This is a genomic window from Rhizobium sp. BK196, from assembly GCF_014193255.1.
Taxonomy (GTDB): domain Bacteria; phylum Pseudomonadota; class Alphaproteobacteria; order Rhizobiales; family Rhizobiaceae; genus Rhizobium.
In genome coordinates this window covers 878,735-898,299 of record NZ_JACHZB010000002.1, presented here as the reverse complement: position 1 = coordinate 898,299, position 19,565 = coordinate 878,735, and the positions used below count along the sequence as shown (strand labels likewise).

Here is a 19,565-nt window from a genome sequence, read left to right as displayed (position 1 = left end):
ATTTCGGCGTGCAGGCGGATCGCGCTGTTCATTCTTCAGGCAAGATAGGTCTTCCCGAATCGGGACGATGACGCCGGCGGCTGCCGTAAGGCACGCCGCCAGCAAAGTCGTTTCGATCAGCTCTTGATGGCGATGCGCTTGACCTGCGACTGCGCCTTCTCGGTTTTCGGCAAGGTCACCGTCAGCACGCCGTTCTTGAACCGGGCATCGATATTATCTTCCTTGACCTCGACGCCGAGCGGAATGCGGCGCTCGAAGCGACCGTAATAGCGCTCAGAGAATCGACGGTCCTTGTCCTCGGTTTCCGACTGCTTTTCGCCTTTCAACGTCAGCACGCCGTCGCTGAGCAGGACTTCAATGTCCTTCTCCTCAAGCCCGGGCACTTCAGCCGTCACCTTGATCTCCTTCTCGCTATCGGAGATCTCGACGGTCGGCCATCCGCCGCCAAAGCCTGTCGTGCCACTCAGAGACGGCAAGCCGGAACCGAAGCCACGGAAGACGTCATCGAACAGCCGGTTTACCTCGCGATGCAACGATAAAAAAGGATCGCGATCGTCGTCGCGAAACAGGCTGGGAACCTGGTTGCCGGTGTTGCGGCTCCAGGGAATGAGATCACGGACACTCATAATTTTCTCCTTTCTGTTGATTGGGCACAGCTCTCCCGTCGGCGGAAGGCTCAAGCCGCTTGTTTCTCAGCGTCGATCTGTTTTGTCTCGGCCTTGGGCAGCGCCTGGTCGGTCTTGATCTCGATCTGACGTGGCTTCATCTCTTCAGGGATTTCGCGCTTGAGATCGATGGTCAGCAGACCATTGACGAGACCTGCGGTCACGACCTTTACATGGTCGGCGAGCTCAAACCGGCGCTGAAAGCTCCGCCCGGCGATACCGCGGTGCAAATATTTCACCTCCTCGGAATTCACCTTCTGACCAGAAACCACGAGCATGTTCTGCTCTTGTGTCATTGTCAGCTCGTTCTGCGAGAAGCCCGCGACCGCCATTGCGATGCGATAGTCATCCTCGCTCGTCTTGACGATATCGTAAGGCGGCCAGTTGTCGATGGTGTCGATGCGGCTTGCTGTTTCGAGCGCAGTCAACATTCGGTCGAAGCCGACGCTTGACCGGAAGAGGGGAGAGAAATCGAGGTTTGTCCTCATAGCCATATCCTCCTTATAAGCAACATGGATACAAGGAGACGCCAAGAGCGACAGGCGTCTCCTGGACTTGTGCCGGTTCCTTTTGGCGACCGACAATGCTAATATAATTCAGTGACTTGCTGTTTCAAGGGACCGGAATTCTTCGATAAAAAATTGATTTTTAGGGCAGTGTCACCACATCCGAGCGTAAGTAGCTAACAGAGGAGCAGTGGATATGACAATGACTTCAGACGATGTCATCGCCGTGCTTGGCCCTGTCGATAAAGCACTTGTAGCCGAGGTCATCGCGACTGGTGCAACGCAGGCTGAACTCGCTGAGGCATTTGCGTGGGCCAGCAATGACGAGGCCCTGATAGGCCAAGGGCGGCGCTTGGCTACGGGCAGGGTTGCTGCGCTCGTGGATCTGCTGACGTCGGATGAAGAGGAACTGGAATAGGGAAGGCAGACACCAGCCTTCCGAAGATCGTGGTTCATCTACACTATTGTAAGCACCCGCACGTCGCCCCTGCGTTCGACGACATCGACCACCACTTGGCGACCGGAGCGGCGGATGGCGACATCAGCCGAGCCGTTGCCGATAGATAGATGCCGCAAGAGCACTTCATCCAGGAAAGAGGGCAGCTCTGGCTCAAGAAAACTGATCTGCAGAGCGTTCGGATCGAAATCGAGCCCTAGGCAGGATTGCAGCAGCGAGAGGGGTGCTGCGGCTGCCCACGCCTGGGGAGAGCAGGCAACCGGATAGAAGGTCGGCCCCTGTGCCCGCCGACGCGCAAAGCCGCAAAAGAGTTCTGGAAGCCGCCGCAGCTCGATATAGGTCGATGCGGCGAAAAGGCCCTCGAAGATCCGGGCAGCCTCAGTGCGGTAACCGTAGCGGGCAAGCCCGCTGGCAATCATGGCATTATCATGCGGCCAGATCGAGCCGTTGTGGTAGCTCATGGGATTGTAGCGCGCCTCGGTCGAGGGGATGGTGCGGATGCCCCAACCGCTGAAGGAGGAGGCACCCATCAGCGTGCGGGCCACCTTTACAGCCCTTTCGGGATAGGCGATACCGGTAAACAGCGCATGGCCGGCGTTGGAGGAGCGGACCCTGCAAGGCTGCTTGTCTGCATCGAGCGCCAGCACATAGGTGCCGAGTTCTTCATCGAAAAAGGAGGCATCGAAGGCGCGGCGCAAGCCTTCTGCCCGGGCAAGGAAGCTTGCAGCCCGCTCCGACCGGTCGAGCAGCCGGAAGATTTCGGCTGCCGCCTGCCAAGCGCCATAGACATAGGCCTGCACCTCGGCGATGGCGATCGGTCCCTTCGCCAATGCGCCGTCGGCATGGAAAACGGAGTCGTGGCTGTCCTTCCAGGCCTGATTGACTAGGCCTTCTTCGGTCAAGCGCCCATATTCGACGAAGCCGTCGCCATCGCGATCTCCGTGCTCGTCGATCCAGGCGAGCGCCGCCTCGATATGCGGCAGAAGACGAGAGACAGTGGCGACATCGCCGGTCCGCCTGACATATTCGCCGGCGAGCATTACGAAGAGCGGAGTAGAATCGATGCTGCCATAATAGCGGCGGAAAGGAACTTCGCGTAGTTCAGCCATTTCTCCGGCGCGGACCTCATGCAGAATTTTCCCTGGCTCGGCGTCGGAGGCGGGGTCGATCTCCGTCGCCTGGTTGATTGCGAGATGTCCAAGAACGCCGCGGGCGATCTGGGGATCGAGCCAAAGCATCTCAAGAGCGGTAATGATGGCGTCGCGCCCGAAGACCGTACTGAACCAGGGGATCCCGGCATACGGATATGGCCCTTCAGGCTTGTCGGTCATCAGCATGTAGAGGTCGGCAATGCTGCGACGCGCGACCTCGTTGAAGATCCCGTTTGATGTTGCAATCGAAGCCGCGCGTGAGGACGAGGCGCGCAATGCCCGGCGAGCATCCCGCAGGGCAAAGAAGAAGGAACGGTGGCCGCGGTGTTGGGTCGCCGTCCGGTCGCAACCGATCTCTATAAACAGCGACCGCGTCTCGTGTGGCGCTAGGAAAAGATCATAGACGACATGATCGCTGCCAAGTTGGTACGGCTGCGGATCGAAGGATAGCCGCGTCGACCGTTTCCGGTTGTCCAAGCCTATATAGGAGAGCAGGATCGCATCCCGCTCCGTGATAGCTGGAAGATGTCGTCCCCTCCTAGCCCTTACCGTTCCCCGCACCTCGAACAAATCAGCGAAATCAGCTCCAAATCCGATCTCTATCCGGACATGCTGCGGTCGCTCGTCATAGTTCTTGACCGTCAGCCGCTCGTAGCAGCCCGCATTCCAGAGGAAGCGGGTCCTGCGCAGATGGATCAGGTCATGGCCAAGCGTGAGCTTGCCCTTGTCGTCGAAGTGATCGGGATTGGTCAGGTCGCACCTCAGGGTAGCGTTGTCGTCGCGCAGAGTCGACGACAACAGCATTGGTCGCTTGCCGTTGATCGTCAGATAGAGATGCGAGAGATAGCGTGTATCCCCGTGAAACAGGCCTTCCGGGCTGCCAGGCCCGGAAAGCACGTCGCCGTTGTGATCGAAGACGGCGAAGGTGTCGCCGTGTTTAAGGGTGCGGGGTCGCCTCTCCTGCAGAGATGCTGTCGCAGGAATAAAAAACTGTGCGATCGGCGCTGACGGGCTCGCCCATGTAACGGCCGGATTACTGCCTGTTGCAACCATCGAAATGGCTCCTCCGTGCGGTTAGGCAACGACTTTCAGGTCGAGCGACTGGCCGTTCGCCCGGCGAACAGACGCGGCCCTGGTACGAACGCCCGGCAGGTCGTGGTAGATGCCGAGATAGTCCCGCGCCATCCGTTCGGCTGTGAAACGCTTCTCAAAGGCTGCTCGGACCTTACGACGATCAAGCCGCAGCAGCCATTCGATATTTTCTGCGGCTTCCTGAACACTGTCGACCAGCACACCCGAGACGCCTTCGTCGATCACTTCAGGAGCGGAACCGCAACGGAAGGCAATAACCGGCGTGCCGCACGCCATGGCTTCGATCATGACCAGCCCGAAGGGCTCCGGCCAGTCGATCGGGAAGAGCAGCGCGCCGGCATTGCCGAGGAAGGCTGCCTTCTGATGCTCGTTAATCTCGCCGATGAATTCGACGTTCGGATGGCTTTTGACCATAGGCTCGATAACGGTTTGCCAATAGGCTTTGTCGGCATTGTCGATCTTGGCTGCCATTTTCAGCGGCATACCGACCTTTGCGGCGATCTGGATGGCACGGTCCGGTCGTTTTTCGGGAGATATGCGACCGAGGAAGGCAAGGTAATTACCTTTCGGCTTTTCCGTGAACGGCAGCAGGTCGCGAGGCAGGCCATGATAAACTGTTCCAGACCATCTGACCGGCGGCATCGGGCGGCGCTGATCATTGGAGATCGAGACGAGGGGAGTATCGGCAAAAGCCTCGTAGAAGGGCTTGAGATCAGGCAGGTCGAGACGCCCATGCAGCGTGGTGACCGTACGATCGGCGAAGTCCCGGATCAGCGGGAAATGCAGGAGATCGATATGAAAATGCAGGACGTCGAACTCGTGTGCGCGCCTGCGGATCTCCTCCAGCATCACAACCTGATGCGGCAGGTGGTCCCTGACCGCCGGGTTGAGCCTGAGCGCGACATCCGAGCACGCCACGAGCTTGGCGTTGGTGATCGAATCGCCGCTGGCGAAAAGCGTGACGTCATGGCCTTGGGCGACAAGTTCTTCGGTGAGATAAGAGACAATCCGCTCGGTCCCCCCGTAAAGCTTGGGCGGAACGCTTTCGGCGAGCGGTGCGATCTGAGCGATCTTCATCGGCAAACCTCCTCAATTGAGCAAAGAGTCCTCGGGAAAGAACCGCCTCTGCATCCTTAAAGGCACGCAGCGGCCGGATAGGATGTCTAGGTTTCGAATGATTGTCGGCGACATCCTCCTTTCCGGTAGCTGCACAGGCCAGGGCTACCTAACCCGCGAACTCGCAGCGGGTTCCCCCGACGAGGCCTTTGGATGTCGAAGAAATGGGATGAAATTATCCCTTGAGATAGGCGATCGTTCTTCTCGGGTGCCCATGAAGCGAGTACGGACCGTTTCGCATCATTGCCGGCGTCAGCAAACGCCTCGGCAGGGGCCTCGACATGCATAGTCGGGTTAAGCGGATACGCGGTACCGATCACTGTCGCGGTTTTCCGCCCTATCGGTCTGTTTATATCTTCCTTTCTCATCGCCTGGCTCCATTGATCTCGACCGATGGAACTTGGTTGGTTTCGATGCATGTGGGAGGTCCGCCCCGGCAGACGGCGCGGACCTCCGCAATCGCTTTAGAAGTCCATACCGGGGCCGGCGGGCATGGCCGGCGCGGCATCTTTCTTGGGTTTTTCGGCGATCATGGCTTCCGTCGTTACCAGCAGGCCGGCAACCGAAGCGGCATCCTGAAGCGCGGTACGCACGACCTTGGCCGGATCGATGACGCCTTGCGCATAGAGGTCGCCGTATTCCCCGGTCTGGGCGTTCCAACCGTAGGAGAAGTCAGTCTTCTCACGCAGCTTGCCAACGATCACCGAACCTTCTGCACCGGCGTTTTCGGCAATCTGGCGGGCAGGCGACTCAATCGCGCGGCGGACGATATCGACGCCGACACGCTGATCGTCGTTGGCTGTGGGTAGATTGTCGAGGGCCCTGACGGCACGCAGCAGCGCAACACCGCCACCCGGCAAAATGCCTTCCTCGACAGCCGCACGGGTTGCATGCAGCGCGTCGTCGACGCGATCCTTCTTTTCCTTCACCTCGACTTCCGTCGAACCGCCGACGCGGATGACGGCAACGCCGCCAGCGAGCTTGGCAAGACGTTCCTGCAGCTTTTCGCGGTCGTAGTCGGAGGTGGTTTCTTCGATCTGGGCCTTGATCTGGGCAACGCGACCGTCGATTTCGGCCTTCGATCCGACGCCGTCGATGATGGTCGTGTTCTCCTTCTCGATCGCCACCTTCTTAGCGCGGCCAAGCATATTGAGCGTGACGTTCTCGAGCTTGATGCCGAGGTCTTCGGAGATGACCGTGCCGCCCGTCAGGATAGCGATGTCTTCGAGCATTGCTTTGCGGCGATCGCCGAAGCCCGGAGCCTTGACGGCAGCAATCTTCAGGCCGCCGCGCAGCTTGTTGACGACGAGCGTAGCAAGAGCTTCGCCTTCGACGTCTTCAGCGATAATGAGGAGCGGCTTTCCCGACTGGACGACAGCTTCGAGGATCGGAAGCAGCGATTGCAGGTTCGACAGCTTCTTCTCGTGGATAAGGATATAGGGTTCCTCGAATTCGACCCGCATCTTGTCGGCATTGGTGACGAAGTATGGGCTGAGATAGCCGCGGTCGAACTGCATGCCTTCGACGACTTCGAGTTCGGTTTCACCGGTCTTGGCTTCTTCGACCGTGATCACACCTTCGTTGCCGACTTTTTCCATGGCCTCGGCGAGATAACGGCCGATCTCGGCATCGCCATTGGCGGAGATGGTGCCGACCTGGGCGATCTCGGAGTTGTTCGAGATCTTGCGCGCGTTTGCCTTCAGTTCCCTAACGACCGCATCGACGGCAAGGTCGATACCGCGCTTGAGGTCCATCGGGTTCATACCGGAGGCGACAGCCTTGGCGCCTTCCTTGACGATGGCCTGTGCGAGAACCGTGGCGGTCGTGGTGCCGTCACCGGCAAGATCGTTGGTTTTGGAGGCGACTTCGCGCAGCATCTGCGCGCCCATGTTTTCGAACTTGTCTTCAAGTTCGATTTCCTTGGCGACCGAAACACCGTCCTTGGTGATGCGCGGCGCGCCGAAGGACTTGTCGATAACCACATTCCGCCCTTTCGGGCCGAGCGTGACCTTTACCGCATTAGCCAGCACATCGACCCCTCGCAGCATGCGATCACGGGCATCGGTATGGAACTTGACTTCTTTTGCAGCCATTTTCTTCACTCCTTTGATAGGCAGCTATTTGACTGATGGTTGGAAAGCGCCTTAGGCCGCCTTTTTGTGCTCGGCCTGGGCTTCGATGACGCCCATGACATCGCTTTCCTTCATGATCAGAAGGTCTTCCCCATTGATCTTGATCTCGGTGCCGGACCATTTGCCGAATAGAATGCGATCGCCGACCTTGACGTCGAGCGCCTGGATCTGGCCGGCATCGTTGCGCGCGCCGGAGCCGACGGCGATTACCTCGCCTTCCTGCGGTTTTTCCTTGGCGGTGTCGGGGATGATGATGCCGCCTTTGGTCTTTTCTTCCGATTCGACACGGCGGACGAGAATGCGATCATGAAGCGGTCGGAACGACATGTTTTCCTCCGATGGACAAACAATGATGATGTTGTTCCCCTGGCCGGACCGGATGACCAGTCCGGGCGGGTGCAAAGACCTCGGTCGAGCGTTTTGCGCAAAATGATCTGGTTTTGCATTTTTTCGATTTCAAGAGGGCGAATGAAAAAAATTAGCACTCGCACTTACTGGCTGCTAACACACTGGAAAGGAACAGAAAACCTGAATCAGACGTTCACAATTCCGTTGATGGCCGCAAAAAATTGCGCCACCTTTTGACTGTCATGAAACGGAGATGAAGCATGCGATTTTCATCGGATCTCGAACGTCAATTGAATGGCTACGGGCTCACCACCGCTCACATTCTCTACCGCATTCCCGATTTTGAATCACTTCTGCAGACCTACGTCTGGCAGGATTACGATCTTGCGCCGGATTTCCCTGAGATGCATAAGTTTCTGGATTTCTGGCAAACCAATCTCGATGGGCCGCTGCATTCGGTCCGCTATTCCCACCAGCGCCTGATAGGGCCGAACGAATGGCGCCGTGTCGAAGGCGAGTTCAAGCTGCACTGAGACTTGAAACTGGATTTTTATCTTCCTAGCTCTTCTTGCGACCGAAGCCGATGAGTTCGGTCGCTATCTCATGTCTTTTTGGAATGGGTGACGGAACGTGGAAGAGAAGATCAGTGTCATCAAGAACCTTAGCGTTGAGGAACGCGAAGAGACCCTCATCGATATCGCGCGGATTCTGGAGGACACAGCACGGGAGGCCTTTGTCGAAGGCAACAAGCATTTTGCGGTGCTATCCAACAACATGGCCGCGGCAATCCGGATCAACGCCGACGAGCTTGCGCGCGATGACGTTCGAAATGCTGAGCGCGTGCTGCAGCAGGCAACGACAATGCTTTCAGAATTCAAAGCCGCCCACCCCTATAGATTGGTGAGCATGGCCGTTCACTAGCGAATTGTGGCGTATGGGGTGGAGCGAGCCCCAAAATCGGCCGGCGTCTATGACGCCGGCCGAATGTTGTCGTAATTTAGTTCTGCGGAAAGTCCGTGCTAACAGTCACGTGTTGCCAGGCGTCGAAATTCTTCCGCAGAACCTCCAGGCGTCCCTGCGCGAGCTTATATGCATCCGAACCGAGGAGGAGCCGGAGAGGAGGCTCGGCTGCGTCGACTGCCTTGATTATGGCCGCCGCGCCGCGAACTGGATCGCCCGGCTGTTTGCCTGAATATTCACGCGCGGCCCTGCGTCGGGCGCCCGCTGTTTCGGCGTAATCGTCGATCACGGTCTTGGATTCGATCATGGAGCGACCAGCCCAATCCGTTCGAAAGCCGCCTGGTTCCACGATTGTCACCTTGATGCCGAGCGGCCCGACTTCCTGCGACAGAGATTCCGAAAACCCCTCAACGGCGAACTTGCTGGCATGATAATAACCGGTCGCCGGAAACGCCATCAGACCACCAACCGAGGATATGTTGATGATGTGACCGTTTCGGCGAGCGCGCATCCGGGGCAGGGCCTTTCGTGTCACTGAATAGAGGCCGAAGACGTTGGTTTCGAACTGACGGCGAATTTCGGCGTCTTCGCCTTCTTCGATGGCGGAGAAGTAGCCGTAGCCAGCATTGTTCACCAGCACGTCGATATGACCAAAGTGCGCTTCGGCGCCGGAAACGGCCGTCTCGACTGCCTTCTCATCGGTTACGTCGAGTGGCAGCGCGATAGCGTTGCCGTCATATCTTCCAACGAGGTCTTCGAGATTTTCCGGGCGGCGAGCGGTTAGCACAGCGCGATCGCCGCGCTCCAGCACCTGCTTGGCAAGCTCGTAACCAAAACCGGTCGAGCAGCCGGTTATGAACCAAATCTTCTGTGACATGGGATTGCCTTTCCTGTTTCAAACTTCCTTGGCTCGGCAGACAGGAACCGTAACGCCACCGCCTGCGAAGCTGAACGCCGCTGAATTTGGCAACAAGCCCCCTTTGAAACTACGGCAATCATGCCAATATTTTGCACCATCCTGCCAAGCAGTCCGCTCCAGCCTTTCCGTATCGGAAAGTACGTATCAGACACGGAGCAATGGAGATGATCGTGAAACAAATCGTTGAAACGATGTGCGGCATCGTCGAGTGTCACGCCGATAAGCTGCGTACGCCGACAATCATTCCGGGTCTTGTGCTCCACCAGATGCAGACAAGCATCAATCCGATCCACGCTTTTTATCATCCACGGGTGTGCATCATCTTGCGGGGAGGCAAGACAGTTAGTCTCGGCCACGAGCGGTTTCACGTGGACCAATCGACATTCCTGCTCGTCACCGTCGATTTACCTGTCGCATCACAGGTGTTCAAAGCCGATAACGGAAAGTCTCACCTTGCCCTCACTTTGGACCTCGACCGGACGATGCTTGCCGATGTCCTGCAACGCCTTCCACCGCATCAGACGCCGACCAGCCCTCCGGCCGGCATTATCGCTTCCGAGCTTACAAGATCGCTGCTTGAGCCTTTCGCGAGATTGCTGAATTTGCTGGACAACCCGGACGAGGTTGAATTTATCCGGCCCTTGATCGTTCAAGAGATCCATTATCGGCTTGCGCGGACCGGTCTTAGCGAGAGGCTCGGCCAATTCGCCTGGAGCGGCTCCCACCTGTGGCAGATTGGAAAAGCAACGAGTTGGATCAAGGCGAACTACAAGGAGCCCATGAGGATCGAGGAACTTTCCGAAATGGCAGGGATGAGCGTCACGTCCTTCCACCGCCATTTCAAAGCCGTCACATTGATGACGCCGATACAGTACCGAACTCAGGTGCGCCTGCAGGAGGCAAGACGTATGCTGATTTCAGAACGCGCTGCGGCCGGCACGGCGGGCGTCGCGGTAGGCTATGACAGCCAATCGCAATTTAGCAGAGACTACAAGCGAATGTTCGGGGCGCCTCCGGCGTCTGATGCCGCTCGCCTCGTCAGGACAATATGACGATACGTGCGCCGTGGAACATTGCGCCGACCTCGATCCGGCACCGAAGCGTGATCGGCATTGAAGAAAATCTGAGGTGCCGAGAAAAGTTTTCGTGCCGACCGCCAGCGTTTCGTTGACCAGGGCCGCGGGGCCGGCCAATGAATCCGTTGACGATCAGCCGCGTCAGTTAGGTGGCAATGGCCGGCTGCACTCACTCCGCAGCCTCGATTTGGCGCTTGAGATAGTGCCCATTCAGGAAAGAGTGGTAGGCATCGGCAATGCCCTCCTTCAGGACGATCTTTGGAGACCAGCCAAGCCTGCGAAGTTTGTCGGCACTCATGAGTTTGCGTGGCGTGCCGTCCGGTTTCGTGAGATCGCGGGTGATCTCGCCTTCGAAGCCGACAACCTCCGCAACCAGCTGCGCCAATTCGAGGATGCTAATGTCTTTTCCGGAGCCGACATTCACATGGCTTTCGGCGGAATAGGTCTTCATCAGATAGACACAGGCATCGGCGCAATCATCGACATGGAGAAATTCTCGCTTTGGTGTGCCAGTGCCCCAGATGCGCATTTCCTTATCGCCGTTGGCCTTCGCCTCATGTGCCTTGCGGATCAGGGCCGGCATGACATGGCTTGATGCGAGATCAAAATTGTCGCCTGGCCCATAGAGATTGGTGGGCATGGCCGAGATGAAATCCGTGCCGTGTTGCTTTCGATAGGCAGCGCAGAGCTTCAATCCGGCAATTTTGGCGATCGCATACCATTCATTCGTGGGCTCGAGCGATCCGGTCAGAAGCGCAGCTTCGACAATCGGCTGATCGGCGAACTTCGGGTAAATGCAGGACGAACCTAGAAACATCAGCTTTTGGACGCCAACTTTATAAGCGGCGTGGATGATGTTCGCCTCGAGAATCAGGTTGTCGTAAAGGAAGTCGGCCGGATAGGTATCGTTGGCGAGAATGCCGCCAACCTTGGCAGCGGCCAGGAAGACGGCATCGGGACGGTTCTTCGCCATCCATGCCTCCACCTGATCCTGCCGCCTCAGATCGACTTCGGCGTGCGGGACCGTCAAAATCTCGCAACCCTCGGACCCGAGGCGCCGCACGATCGCAGAGCCCACCATGCCGCGGTGGCCGGCGACATAGACCCTCTTTCCGGCAAGGCTGTAGATGACATCAGGCATGAACCAAGCCCTTGTTCGCACCGACCGACGGAACATTGCGGGCCATGACTTTCAAATCCTCGCGAACCATTTCCGAAACCAGCTGGTCAAGAGTGATCTCGTGTTTCCAGCCGAGTTTTGTATGCGCCTTTGTCGGATCGCCAAGCAGAAGGTCGACTTCAGTGGGGCGGAAGTAGGCGGGGTCGATTTCTACCACGCATCGGCCGGAGAGCTTGTCATATCCCTTTTCGTCGATACCCTCCCCACGCCAATCGATCGGCATGCCCAGCCTGGCAAAGGCCTTCTCGACAAAGGAGCGAACGGTGTGCGTTTCGCCGGTCGCAAGAACATAATCCTCAGGTTCGTCCTGCTGCAGCATGAGCCACATGCCGCGGACATATTCTCGCGCATGTCCCCAGTCGCGCTTAGCATCCAGATTGCCGAGATAGAGCCGGTCCTGCAGGCCAAGATGGATGGCTGCGGCCGCCCGAGTGATCTTGCGCGTTACGAAGGTTTCGCCGCGGATCGGGCTTTCGTGATTGAACAGAATACCGTTCGAGGCATGCATGCCATAGGCTTCGCGATAATTGACGACGATCCAGTAGGCATAGAGCTTGGCAACGGCATAGGGGGATCGAGGGTAGAAGGGCGTCGTCTCGTTCTGTGGAACCGTCTGCGCTTTGCCGTAGAGTTCGGAGGTGGATGCCTGGTAGAAACGGGTCTTCTTGGTCATGCCCAGCAGGCGAATGGCTTCAAGCAGCCGCAACGTGCCGCCTCCATCCGCGTTGGCGGTATATTCCGGCGTCTCGAAAGAGACCTGGACGTGGCTCTGTGCGGCAAGATTATAGATTTCGTCGGGCTGCGTTTCCTGGACGACCCTTATGAGGTTCGTTGCATCCGTCATATCGCCGTAGTGCAGGATGAAACGCGGATTGTCGACATGAGGATCCTCGTAGAGGTGTTCGATGCGATTGGTGTTGAAGGACGACGAACGCCGCTTGATGCCGTGAACAATATAGCCCTTATCCAACAGCAACTCGGCCAGATACGCACCGTCCTGACCCGTTACGCCGGTAATTAGTGCAACTTTCCTGTTCTGTCTCATTCCGGTATCCATGATCGCTCTCCAACTCGAATACGAACGCTGTTTCTGACAAGCTGATGCTGCAAGGGACGGGCGCTGCGCCGCGTCAGTCAGGCGGAATGCCTTGCCGAATACATCGACGGGGCGGTGCCTTGCAGCTTGAACGGGGGGCTCCGGCCTTACCTGCCATGCGGGGGAGCGAAGCGTTTTGCGTCATTTTTGCATCCCCAGATACGGGTGCAGCCAACGCAAGGTGAACCATGCCGCGATCGGCGATATCTCGAAATTCTGATATTTCATCAACGACCTTGCGTATAATTCGGAGTCGCGGAAATTGTATTTGGCGTGACGTTTAGGTTTGACGTTGTTGATGGCGACGACGATGTCGGCATTGCGGGCGCTCCTGAGCTGCTGCAGGCAGAATTCTGCGGCCCGGCGGCTGGTCTTTGCCCATTGCACGACCATCAGCGTTCGCTCGGCAAGCGCCGTCAGATGCATCGTATCGGCCGAGGCGAGCACCGGGGCGCTGTCGAAGATAACGATCTGGCCTCTGGCGCGGGCCATCTCGATGATCTCGGCCAGGTCGGCCGACCGCATGCGCCGCTGCAGACCGGGATTGCCGGCCGGGATGAAGTCGATGCCGCTCGGGTGGTGATGGACGATGTCCTCAAGAGCTGCCTGCCCACTCAAGAACTCGTTCAGCCCCTGCGTCAGGCCGGACCTGAACAACGTGTCGAGATGTCCGCGCCGGATGTCGCTGTCGACGAGCAGCACCGGCGTGCCGTTGGCGGCGAGTTCGATTGCCAGCGATCCGGCCACCAGCGACTTGCCTTCGCCGCTGTGGGCCGAGGTCACGGCAATACTGTTCGGCAGCTTTCCGCCATTGGTCTGTTTGAGCGAGATCATGATGGTGCGGATCGCTTCGTCGAACATGCCGATCTGCGTTTGCCCGAACAGCCTTGAAGGGTCTCTGCGGTCTTTGCGTCGCAAGTGCGGTACGAAGCCGGCCGGCACGATGCGCGCCATACCGGTGATCTGGTCGAAGCTGCGCACCGTCCTGTCCATCATCTCGACCACGAAGGCAGCCGTTACCGCAACCGAGATGGAAGCGAAGAAGGCACCGATCAGATAGAACAGCCGGCTGCGTCCCTGGGGGGTGAGCGGCACTGCAGCCGGTGACAGAACCTCCAGTTCGGCGCCCGGCAGCATGGCCTGCCCGACGAGGCCGCGGCGCTGCTCCTCGAGCTTGTCGAGGGCCGTCTGCTCCTTGTCGGCGATGCGCTGCAGCCGCGTAAGCTCGGTCTGCGCCAGGAAAGAGCGGGAGCGCTGCTCATAGGCGGCCGTCAGGGCCGATCGGACCGTGCGATCCTCGTCATCCAGAGCGGTCAGCCTGGCGCGCATGGACTGCAGGTACCGGTCGACCGCCGTGCTGAGATCGGCGCGGGACCTGTCGATTTTTGCCCGCAGGTCGACCACGGCGGGAGCGTCGGTGCCATAGATGTCGAGAAGGCGGGCCAGATCCTGCTGCTGGGTCCGCAGGTCGGCCTGCATCACGCCGATGCTGTCGGGAACGGATTTGGTCTGGGCGGCAAGCGAAGGATCGTCGGCCGCTTCCAGCGCGGCGATCGTATCCTTGATGTCGGCGCGGCTTTGTCCGATCTTCGCCTGCCGGTCGCTCAGCTCGACGATCGCCTTGATCTGTTCGCTCTGATCATCGTCATTTTGAACGACGCCCATCGTTTGCTGATAGGTGTCGGCAGCATCGCGGGCGGCTTTGGCGCGATCCTGCTGTTCGGCGATGCGCTGGCCGATCCATGCTTGCGCCGTGTCCAGGCTGGCGCGGATACTGTCCTTGCGTTCTTCGAGATAGATGCTGATGAGCCGGTTCGGGACGGCGGCTGCGAGTTCCGGATCGCCGGCCGTAAAGCCGATCTGGACGACGTCGCTCTGGCCGTCGCGCCACACACTCAGCGCCTTGTAATAGGCCTGGATGATCGGCTCGACATTGTCTCCTGCCGGCTGCGACGGCTTATCGCTGCTCACCAAGCCGCGCAAGGTTGCCCTGATCTCATCGACGACGGAGGCTTGGCGCAGGGCCGGGTTGAACTCCGGCCGCTCGTCGAGCCGCAAGTCGCCGATGACCCGCTCGGCCACGCTTCTCGACAGAAGCCGCTCGGTCTCGGAGGTGACGTTGAGCGGCGCATCGCCGCCGGCATCGCCGCTGCTCAGCGCGGTTGCCAGGGGCTTGTGGATCATCAGCCGGGACCCGGCATGATAGCTCGGCTGCAATCCCGAGATCAGCACGATCGACGCCGCCATCAGCACCGCCATCACAGCAACGATCATCACCAGCCGCCGACGCAGCAAACGTAACCCGGAGGTTAGATCTCTCGCTTCGGTGGGAAACCGGATCGCGAACATAATCACGGCAGTCGCAAACAGGACGAAGAGAATGCTATTCTGAGTGAGGATGATCGTTTCCGTGAGGTTCATCACCAGGAACATGATGACCAGTACGTTCAGCCACAGCCAGCCTTCCTCGGGAGCGTCACATAGCAGCGCCGCTCCCTGCCGCACTGCGCGGGCGATGGTCCAGACCAGGGGGATGAAGCCCAGGAGCCCGAGACTTAGCAATGTGTCGCGAAATCCATTATGGGCGTGCGGCGCCGGCCACCCCGCCGCGGCTCGGACGTGCCAGCCATCGGCGTTGGAGTCGGCCCAGAAGGCCTGATATCCGTACCCGAACAACAACCGCCTTCCAATCGCGTGATCCACTTCCCGCCAGAGCGGAACACGGCCGGTCAGCGTCGCATCCTTGCCCAGCGCTTCGAGCATGGGAACGAGCAGTTCGCTGAGGCCTACAAGGACCAGCGCGACCAATTGCAGACAGACTAGCACGAGGGTCACCCGTCCGAGATCGCGGGTCTTTGATAGAGCAAGGAAGAAAACCGTGGCCACCACCGCACTGGCCAGCGAGGTCATGGCCGTCATCGACTGAGACGCGACAAGGCAAACGAGACTGGCGCACAGCAGCGGTATGCTGACGATTCTCAGCCCCGCCCGCCGATCCGCTGCCATCACGCTGCATGCGAAAGTCGCGATTGCGGCGTTCCACCCGAGCGCGTTCTTGTTGTCAAAGACCCCTCTCAGGGAGCTCTCGCCCACGGTGAACGCGCGACTGGGCCATGCCACAGCCATCAAAAGACTGAACGCCATGCCGGAGCCGAGCACCACGACCGTCAGCAATAGGAATTGCCGCGGCGTGAACAGGATGGCGAGAAGATACGCAAGCGATACCGAGAGAACGAGCGCGACGCCCCGCTGCAGGGTGAGAGCGGGGCTGGGCGACCACAGCACCGAGACAAGCGGTAAAAGGAGGAGCACAACGAACGGCAGGCTGCGGCGGATGGCGACCAGCAGCTCTGCCTGATTTCGAGCCAAGAGCCCAAGAGAAATCATATAGATAGGCATCCCAAGCAGGCGAAGAGTCGCCATTTCACTGGCATCCAGGTAGCCATCGCGATCGATCAGAGGGAAAACGCAACCGCTCAGAAGGAGCAGCGCAATGATGACACCGACGCATTCCATCGAACGCCAAGGCATGAGGACACTGGGGCTGTAGATTGCCGGGTAGCAAGCCTTATCCACCATGTCATTCTGCCGGATATTGGCTGCTCAACTGGCCTTCCGGCGGTCTCGCGCTCGCCACTGCGGAACTTGCGGCGATGCCGACCCGTCGCACAGAGCCGGCGGTGGCGGGGGCGCTGCGCCTCGCCTGATCGGCAACGGTGCCGCTATCCGACACGGCAGCGGCTCGGCCCGTCAGATGCTCCACCAGATAAAGCGGCCGTTGCCGGACCTCGACAGCGATGCGGCCGACATATTCGCCAAGGAGCCCGACGGAGATCATGTTGAATGCGCCGAACACCAGGATGACCACCATTATCGATGCATAACCAGGCGCATCGACGCCGAATATTAGCGTTCGCCCGATGATGATGGCCGCGTAGAGTTGCGCCAGAAAAACGACGACGAGGCCGACATAGGTCCAGATCCGCAGCGGCATCGTCGTCGATCCGGTGATCCCGTCCAAAGCGAAATTCCACAGGCGCCAATATACCCATTTCGAGGTGCCTGCCGTGCGTTTCGGCCGGTCGTATTCGACCGTCGCCTGCGTGAAGCCAACCCAGGAGAACAGGCCTTTCATAAAGCGGATGCGCTCCGGCATGCCGTTCAGAACATCGACGACGCTGCGGTCCAGCAGTCGGAAGTCGCCGACATTGTCCTGGATGGGATAATCGGCCATTCGATTATAGAGGCCGTAAAAAGCCGTGGCGCTCCAGCGCTTGAGCCAGGTGTCGCTGCCGCGCCTCTTGCGGCGTGCGTTGACCACCTTTGCGCCGCGCATCCAGGCGCTTACCATATCAGGAACGATGTCCGGCGGGTCCTGCAGATCGACGTCCATCGGGATGATTGCGTCGCCGCGGGCATGGGCAAGGCCGGCGGCCAGCGCTGCGTCCTTGCCGAAGTTTCGCGACAGGCAAATCAGGCCGACATCCGATCGCTGCGCCACGAGGCCTTCGATGATCTCTACAGTGCGATCTCTGCTGCCGTCGTCGACGAAGAGAATCTCCACCTGCCCGCCTGATCCGAGAGCGCTGCGGATCGCGTTAGTCTGTGCATCCAGAGCCTGGAGAAAGAGCACAATCGTCTCCTCCTCGTTAAACACCGGCACCACGATACTCAGTACCAGGCCTTCCGTATCGGACATGCCTCGGGGCGAAAGATCAGTTGTAGCAATTGGCCATGTGCGGGGGAGTTCCGTGCTGTGCGGCAACATTTCAAGCCCCCGATGTGATGAAATGGGTTGGACCATGCGTGCCAGCGACCGCACGACGATCGGCGCTCAGCCGATCGAGCAACTGCAGGCACATGCCGAATAGGGATCGGGCCTGATAAAAGTCTTCGCCGAGACAGCGGAGCCGCCCACAGGTGTTTTGAGGAAGCCGCTCGATCCGATCACTCTTTACAATAGTCTTACTCTTGACCATGCCCGGCTCCATCCAGCTTGCCGAACTTGCAAGCTTCAAGGCTCATCGAACTTCTCTCGGAATCTCCGTCTATGATGACGCACAAGCCTTTGTAGAAATGAACTTTATTCTTTATGCCGGCTGGTCGAAAGCGAGCCATAAGACGTACGCGTACCACTTTGTGCTGATTGTTGCTCGAACGGAGAAAGCGTTAGTCTTAGCGCTGATCTAAGCCGGGATAGATGTATTGCCGGCGGCGCGCTGGACACGGTTTTAGGACTTGTACGTGGATGGGCATATCTGACCTCGATCTGACGACGGGCGCGGAGATCGCCGCACCATCGAACCCGGTAAATAAACCAGGATCGTTTTCACAGAGGTCGCATCCGTCGTCGTGGCAGGTCATTTCGTGGGTTGCCATGGGTGCCACCTTGGGGGCGCTGTGTATCGCGATCAGCGGACAGAGCTACTGGATAGACGAAGCCAACACCGCCTGGCGCGCAGCGGAGCCGCACTTCGGGGCGTTTCTGGCCCGCATGGTCGCAGAGACCGGTTCAGATGCGCAGATGCCGTTTTTCCTCGTGGCGATCTGGGCTTGGGAGAAAATCGCAGGCGACGGCGAGATCGCTCTCAGGGTGATGAACCTGCTTTGGCTTATTCCTGGCCTCTACATTTTCGCTAACGCTCGGGTTGATCGCCTTCTGGTGGCCGGGACCAGCGCCTTCCTGTGGTACTACATCGATGAGGCGCGGCCCTATGGTATGCAGATCGGGGCGAGCCTCATGGTCTTCGGCCTGCTCGAGCGCGCGGTCGTTGCAGCGAGCGATCGCGGCGCAGAGGTCCCCCTTCTTAGCCGCTGTCAAGCATGGCTGCTCGCGTTCGGGCTTATCGCTCTTGCCGGAAGCAGCTTGCTCGGCGCGATATGGGCCGCAGCCGCGGTTGCCGCCGCCGCGTGCGCCGTATCCTGGCGCAGTCGCCGGCTTGCAGCCAGCCATCTCATCGGGCCGTCGGTTCTCCTCGTGGTCGTGATGGCGCCGCTCGGGCTCTATTATCTCTGGACGGTGATCGGAGGGGCAGGCGGCACCAAAGTGGCGACGACCGATGCGCGGACTCTGTTTTTTTCGGCCTACGAACTGTTCGGTTTTGCAGGCCTCGGGCCGGGCCGCACGGATCTGCGCACAGGGGAGGGGGCGATCGTCTTTTCTTACGTGGTTGCTCTGGCGAGCTACGCCATCCTGGTCGCGGCGGTTACGTTGGCGGGGTTGATCCAGGCCATTCGAAATATTCCGCCTCGCACGCTGGCAGCGTGCGCGATCGCCTTCACGTCCGCTGCTGCACTGATCCTGATTGCCGGATATATTCTGCATTGGCGCGTCGTCGGTCGCCATCTTGCGCCCGCAATCGCGGTCATCCTGGCGCTGCAGGCGGCGGGCGTGGCGTTGCTCTGGCGTAGGCCCGCCGGCAAGCTCGTGGTGCTTGGCTTTCTGATGATGGCATTGGCCTCCGGCGCGAGCATCAGGTTCGCTCCCCGCCACGCCAAGGACGACTATCGCTCCGCGGCCGGCGTCGTGCGCTCAGCTCTCGCTGAGGGTGATCGCGTCTGGTGGAATGCCGACGCGCTCGGCGCTCTCGTTTACAGCGTGCCGCTCGGCCGCGAGTGCGGCAGTGCGCTCTATGTCTCCGAGCCGCGGCCAGGCTTTGCTTCCACACTGGAGGCTCCAACCCTCATCGTCACCAGCAAGTCTGATATCTACGATCCGGAAGGGATCCTGACCGCGTTCCTGTCCGACCAACATTTTCAAATCACCGAGACCTTTCAGGCTTTCCAGATCTGGCGACGCGCGCCGTCGACGGATCCATTGCCTTGCCGCTAACCGCCTATATCACGCTCCGAGCTGCTGCTATCGAC

General features: G+C 59.2%; 16 protein-coding genes and 1 pseudogene. 5 read left to right on the top strand and 12 right to left on the bottom strand.

The features are described from left to right. Positions 1 to 116: 116 nt before the first annotated feature. Complete coding sequence (locus tag FHT78_RS10700) at positions 117 to 626, bottom strand: Hsp20/alpha crystallin family protein (protein ID WP_183743260.1); 510 nt, start codon at positions 624 to 626, stop codon at positions 117 to 119. A gap of 50 nt (positions 627 to 676) precedes the next feature. Further along, the gene (locus FHT78_RS10695; RefSeq protein WP_183743519.1) at positions 677 to 1,153 is read right to left on the bottom strand and encodes an Hsp20 family protein; all 477 of its coding nucleotides are present in this window, start codon (positions 1,151 to 1,153) and stop codon (positions 677 to 679) included. Positions 1,154 to 1,367: 214 nt separating this feature from the next. On the opposite strand from FHT78_RS10695, the gene FHT78_RS10690 reads away from it, so the two are divergent. Next, complete coding sequence (locus FHT78_RS10690) at positions 1,368 to 1,589, top strand: hypothetical protein (RefSeq protein WP_183743258.1); 222 nt, start codon at positions 1,368 to 1,370, stop codon at positions 1,587 to 1,589. 38 nt (positions 1,590 to 1,627) lie between these two features. Here FHT78_RS10690 and FHT78_RS10685 read toward each other — a convergent pair whose 3' ends face one another. From FHT78_RS10685 to groES, 4 genes are all read right to left on the bottom strand, one after another. Further along, positions 1,628 to 3,832 (bottom strand): amylo-alpha-1,6-glucosidase, encoded by a 2,205-nt coding sequence (locus tag FHT78_RS10685; protein ID WP_183743256.1) that lies wholly within the window; start codon positions 3,830 to 3,832, stop codon positions 1,628 to 1,630. A gap of 21 nt (positions 3,833 to 3,853) precedes the next feature. Continuing rightward, entirely contained in the window at positions 3,854 to 4,948 is a 1,095-nt protein-coding gene (locus tag FHT78_RS10680; RefSeq protein WP_183743254.1) for a glycosyltransferase family 4 protein, read from the bottom strand. A 503-nt stretch (positions 4,949 to 5,451) separates the two neighbouring features. Then, on the bottom strand, positions 5,452 to 7,080 hold the full coding sequence (gene groL / locus FHT78_RS10675) for a chaperonin GroEL (RefSeq protein ID WP_183743252.1): 1,629 nt from the start codon (positions 7,078 to 7,080) through the stop codon (positions 5,452 to 5,454). 51 nt (positions 7,081 to 7,131) lie between these two features. After that, positions 7,132 to 7,446 carry a co-chaperone GroES gene (gene groES, locus FHT78_RS10670; protein ID WP_183743250.1) on the bottom strand — a complete coding sequence of 105 codons (315 nt, stop codon included), beginning with the start codon at positions 7,444 to 7,446 and terminating at the stop codon, positions 7,132 to 7,134. Positions 7,447 to 7,727: 281 nt separating this feature from the next. Here groES and FHT78_RS10665 point away from each other — a divergent pair, with 281 nt between their 5' ends. Both FHT78_RS10665 and FHT78_RS10660 read left to right on the top strand, forming a co-directional pair. Continuing rightward, positions 7,728 to 8,000 (top strand): usg protein, encoded by a 273-nt coding sequence (locus FHT78_RS10665; protein ID WP_183743248.1) that lies wholly within the window; start codon positions 7,728 to 7,730, stop codon positions 7,998 to 8,000. Positions 8,001 to 8,097: 97 nt separating this feature from the next. Beyond that, a complete protein-coding gene (locus FHT78_RS10660) occupies positions 8,098 to 8,388 on the top strand; it encodes a hypothetical protein (protein ID WP_183743246.1) in 291 nt (96 codons plus the stop codon). 76 nt (positions 8,389 to 8,464) lie between these two features. Here the strand turns inward: FHT78_RS10660 and FHT78_RS10655 are convergent, their stop codons facing one another. After that, positions 8,465 to 9,304 carry an oxidoreductase gene (locus FHT78_RS10655; RefSeq protein WP_183743243.1) on the bottom strand — a complete coding sequence of 280 codons (840 nt, stop codon included), beginning with the start codon at positions 9,302 to 9,304 and terminating at the stop codon, positions 8,465 to 8,467. A gap of 212 nt (positions 9,305 to 9,516) precedes the next feature. Between FHT78_RS10655 and FHT78_RS10650 the strand changes: the two genes are divergently transcribed. Continuing rightward, entirely contained in the window at positions 9,517 to 10,398 is an 882-nt protein-coding gene (locus tag FHT78_RS10650) for an AraC family transcriptional regulator (protein ID WP_183743241.1), read from the top strand. Between the two features lie 193 nt (positions 10,399 to 10,591). Here FHT78_RS10650 and FHT78_RS10645 read toward each other — a convergent pair whose 3' ends face one another. The 5 genes and pseudogenes from FHT78_RS10645 to FHT78_RS10630 form a co-directional block, all read right to left on the bottom strand. Continuing rightward, positions 10,592 to 11,563 (bottom strand): GDP-L-fucose synthase, encoded by a 972-nt coding sequence (locus FHT78_RS10645; protein WP_183743239.1) that lies wholly within the window; start codon positions 11,561 to 11,563, stop codon positions 10,592 to 10,594. Then, entirely contained in the window at positions 11,556 to 12,659 is a 1,104-nt protein-coding gene (gene gmd / locus FHT78_RS10640; RefSeq protein WP_183743237.1) for a GDP-mannose 4,6-dehydratase, read from the bottom strand. Before gmd ends, FHT78_RS10645 begins: the two co-directional genes overlap by 8 nt. Positions 12,660 to 12,839: 180 nt before the next feature. Beyond that, positions 12,840 to 15,119 carry a polysaccharide biosynthesis tyrosine autokinase gene (locus tag FHT78_RS10635; RefSeq protein WP_246715251.1) on the bottom strand — a complete coding sequence of 760 codons (2,280 nt, stop codon included), beginning with the start codon at positions 15,117 to 15,119 and terminating at the stop codon, positions 12,840 to 12,842. Between the two features lie 120 nt (positions 15,120 to 15,239). Beyond that, positions 15,240 to 15,704 (bottom strand): annotated as a pseudogene (locus tag FHT78_RS29325) (O-antigen ligase family protein); the annotation flags it as partial. Positions 15,705 to 16,278: 574 nt separating this feature from the next. Beyond that, positions 16,279 to 17,397: a glycosyltransferase family 2 protein gene (locus tag FHT78_RS10630; protein ID WP_246715228.1), complete on the bottom strand. Its 1,119-nt coding sequence runs from the start codon at positions 17,395 to 17,397 to the stop codon at positions 16,279 to 16,281. Positions 17,398 to 17,946: 549 nt separating this feature from the next. Here FHT78_RS10630 and FHT78_RS10625 point away from each other — a divergent pair. Then, positions 17,947 to 19,530 (top strand): hypothetical protein, encoded by a 1,584-nt coding sequence (locus FHT78_RS10625; protein ID WP_183743231.1) that lies wholly within the window; start codon positions 17,947 to 17,949, stop codon positions 19,528 to 19,530. Positions 19,531 to 19,565 lie beyond the last annotated feature (35 nt).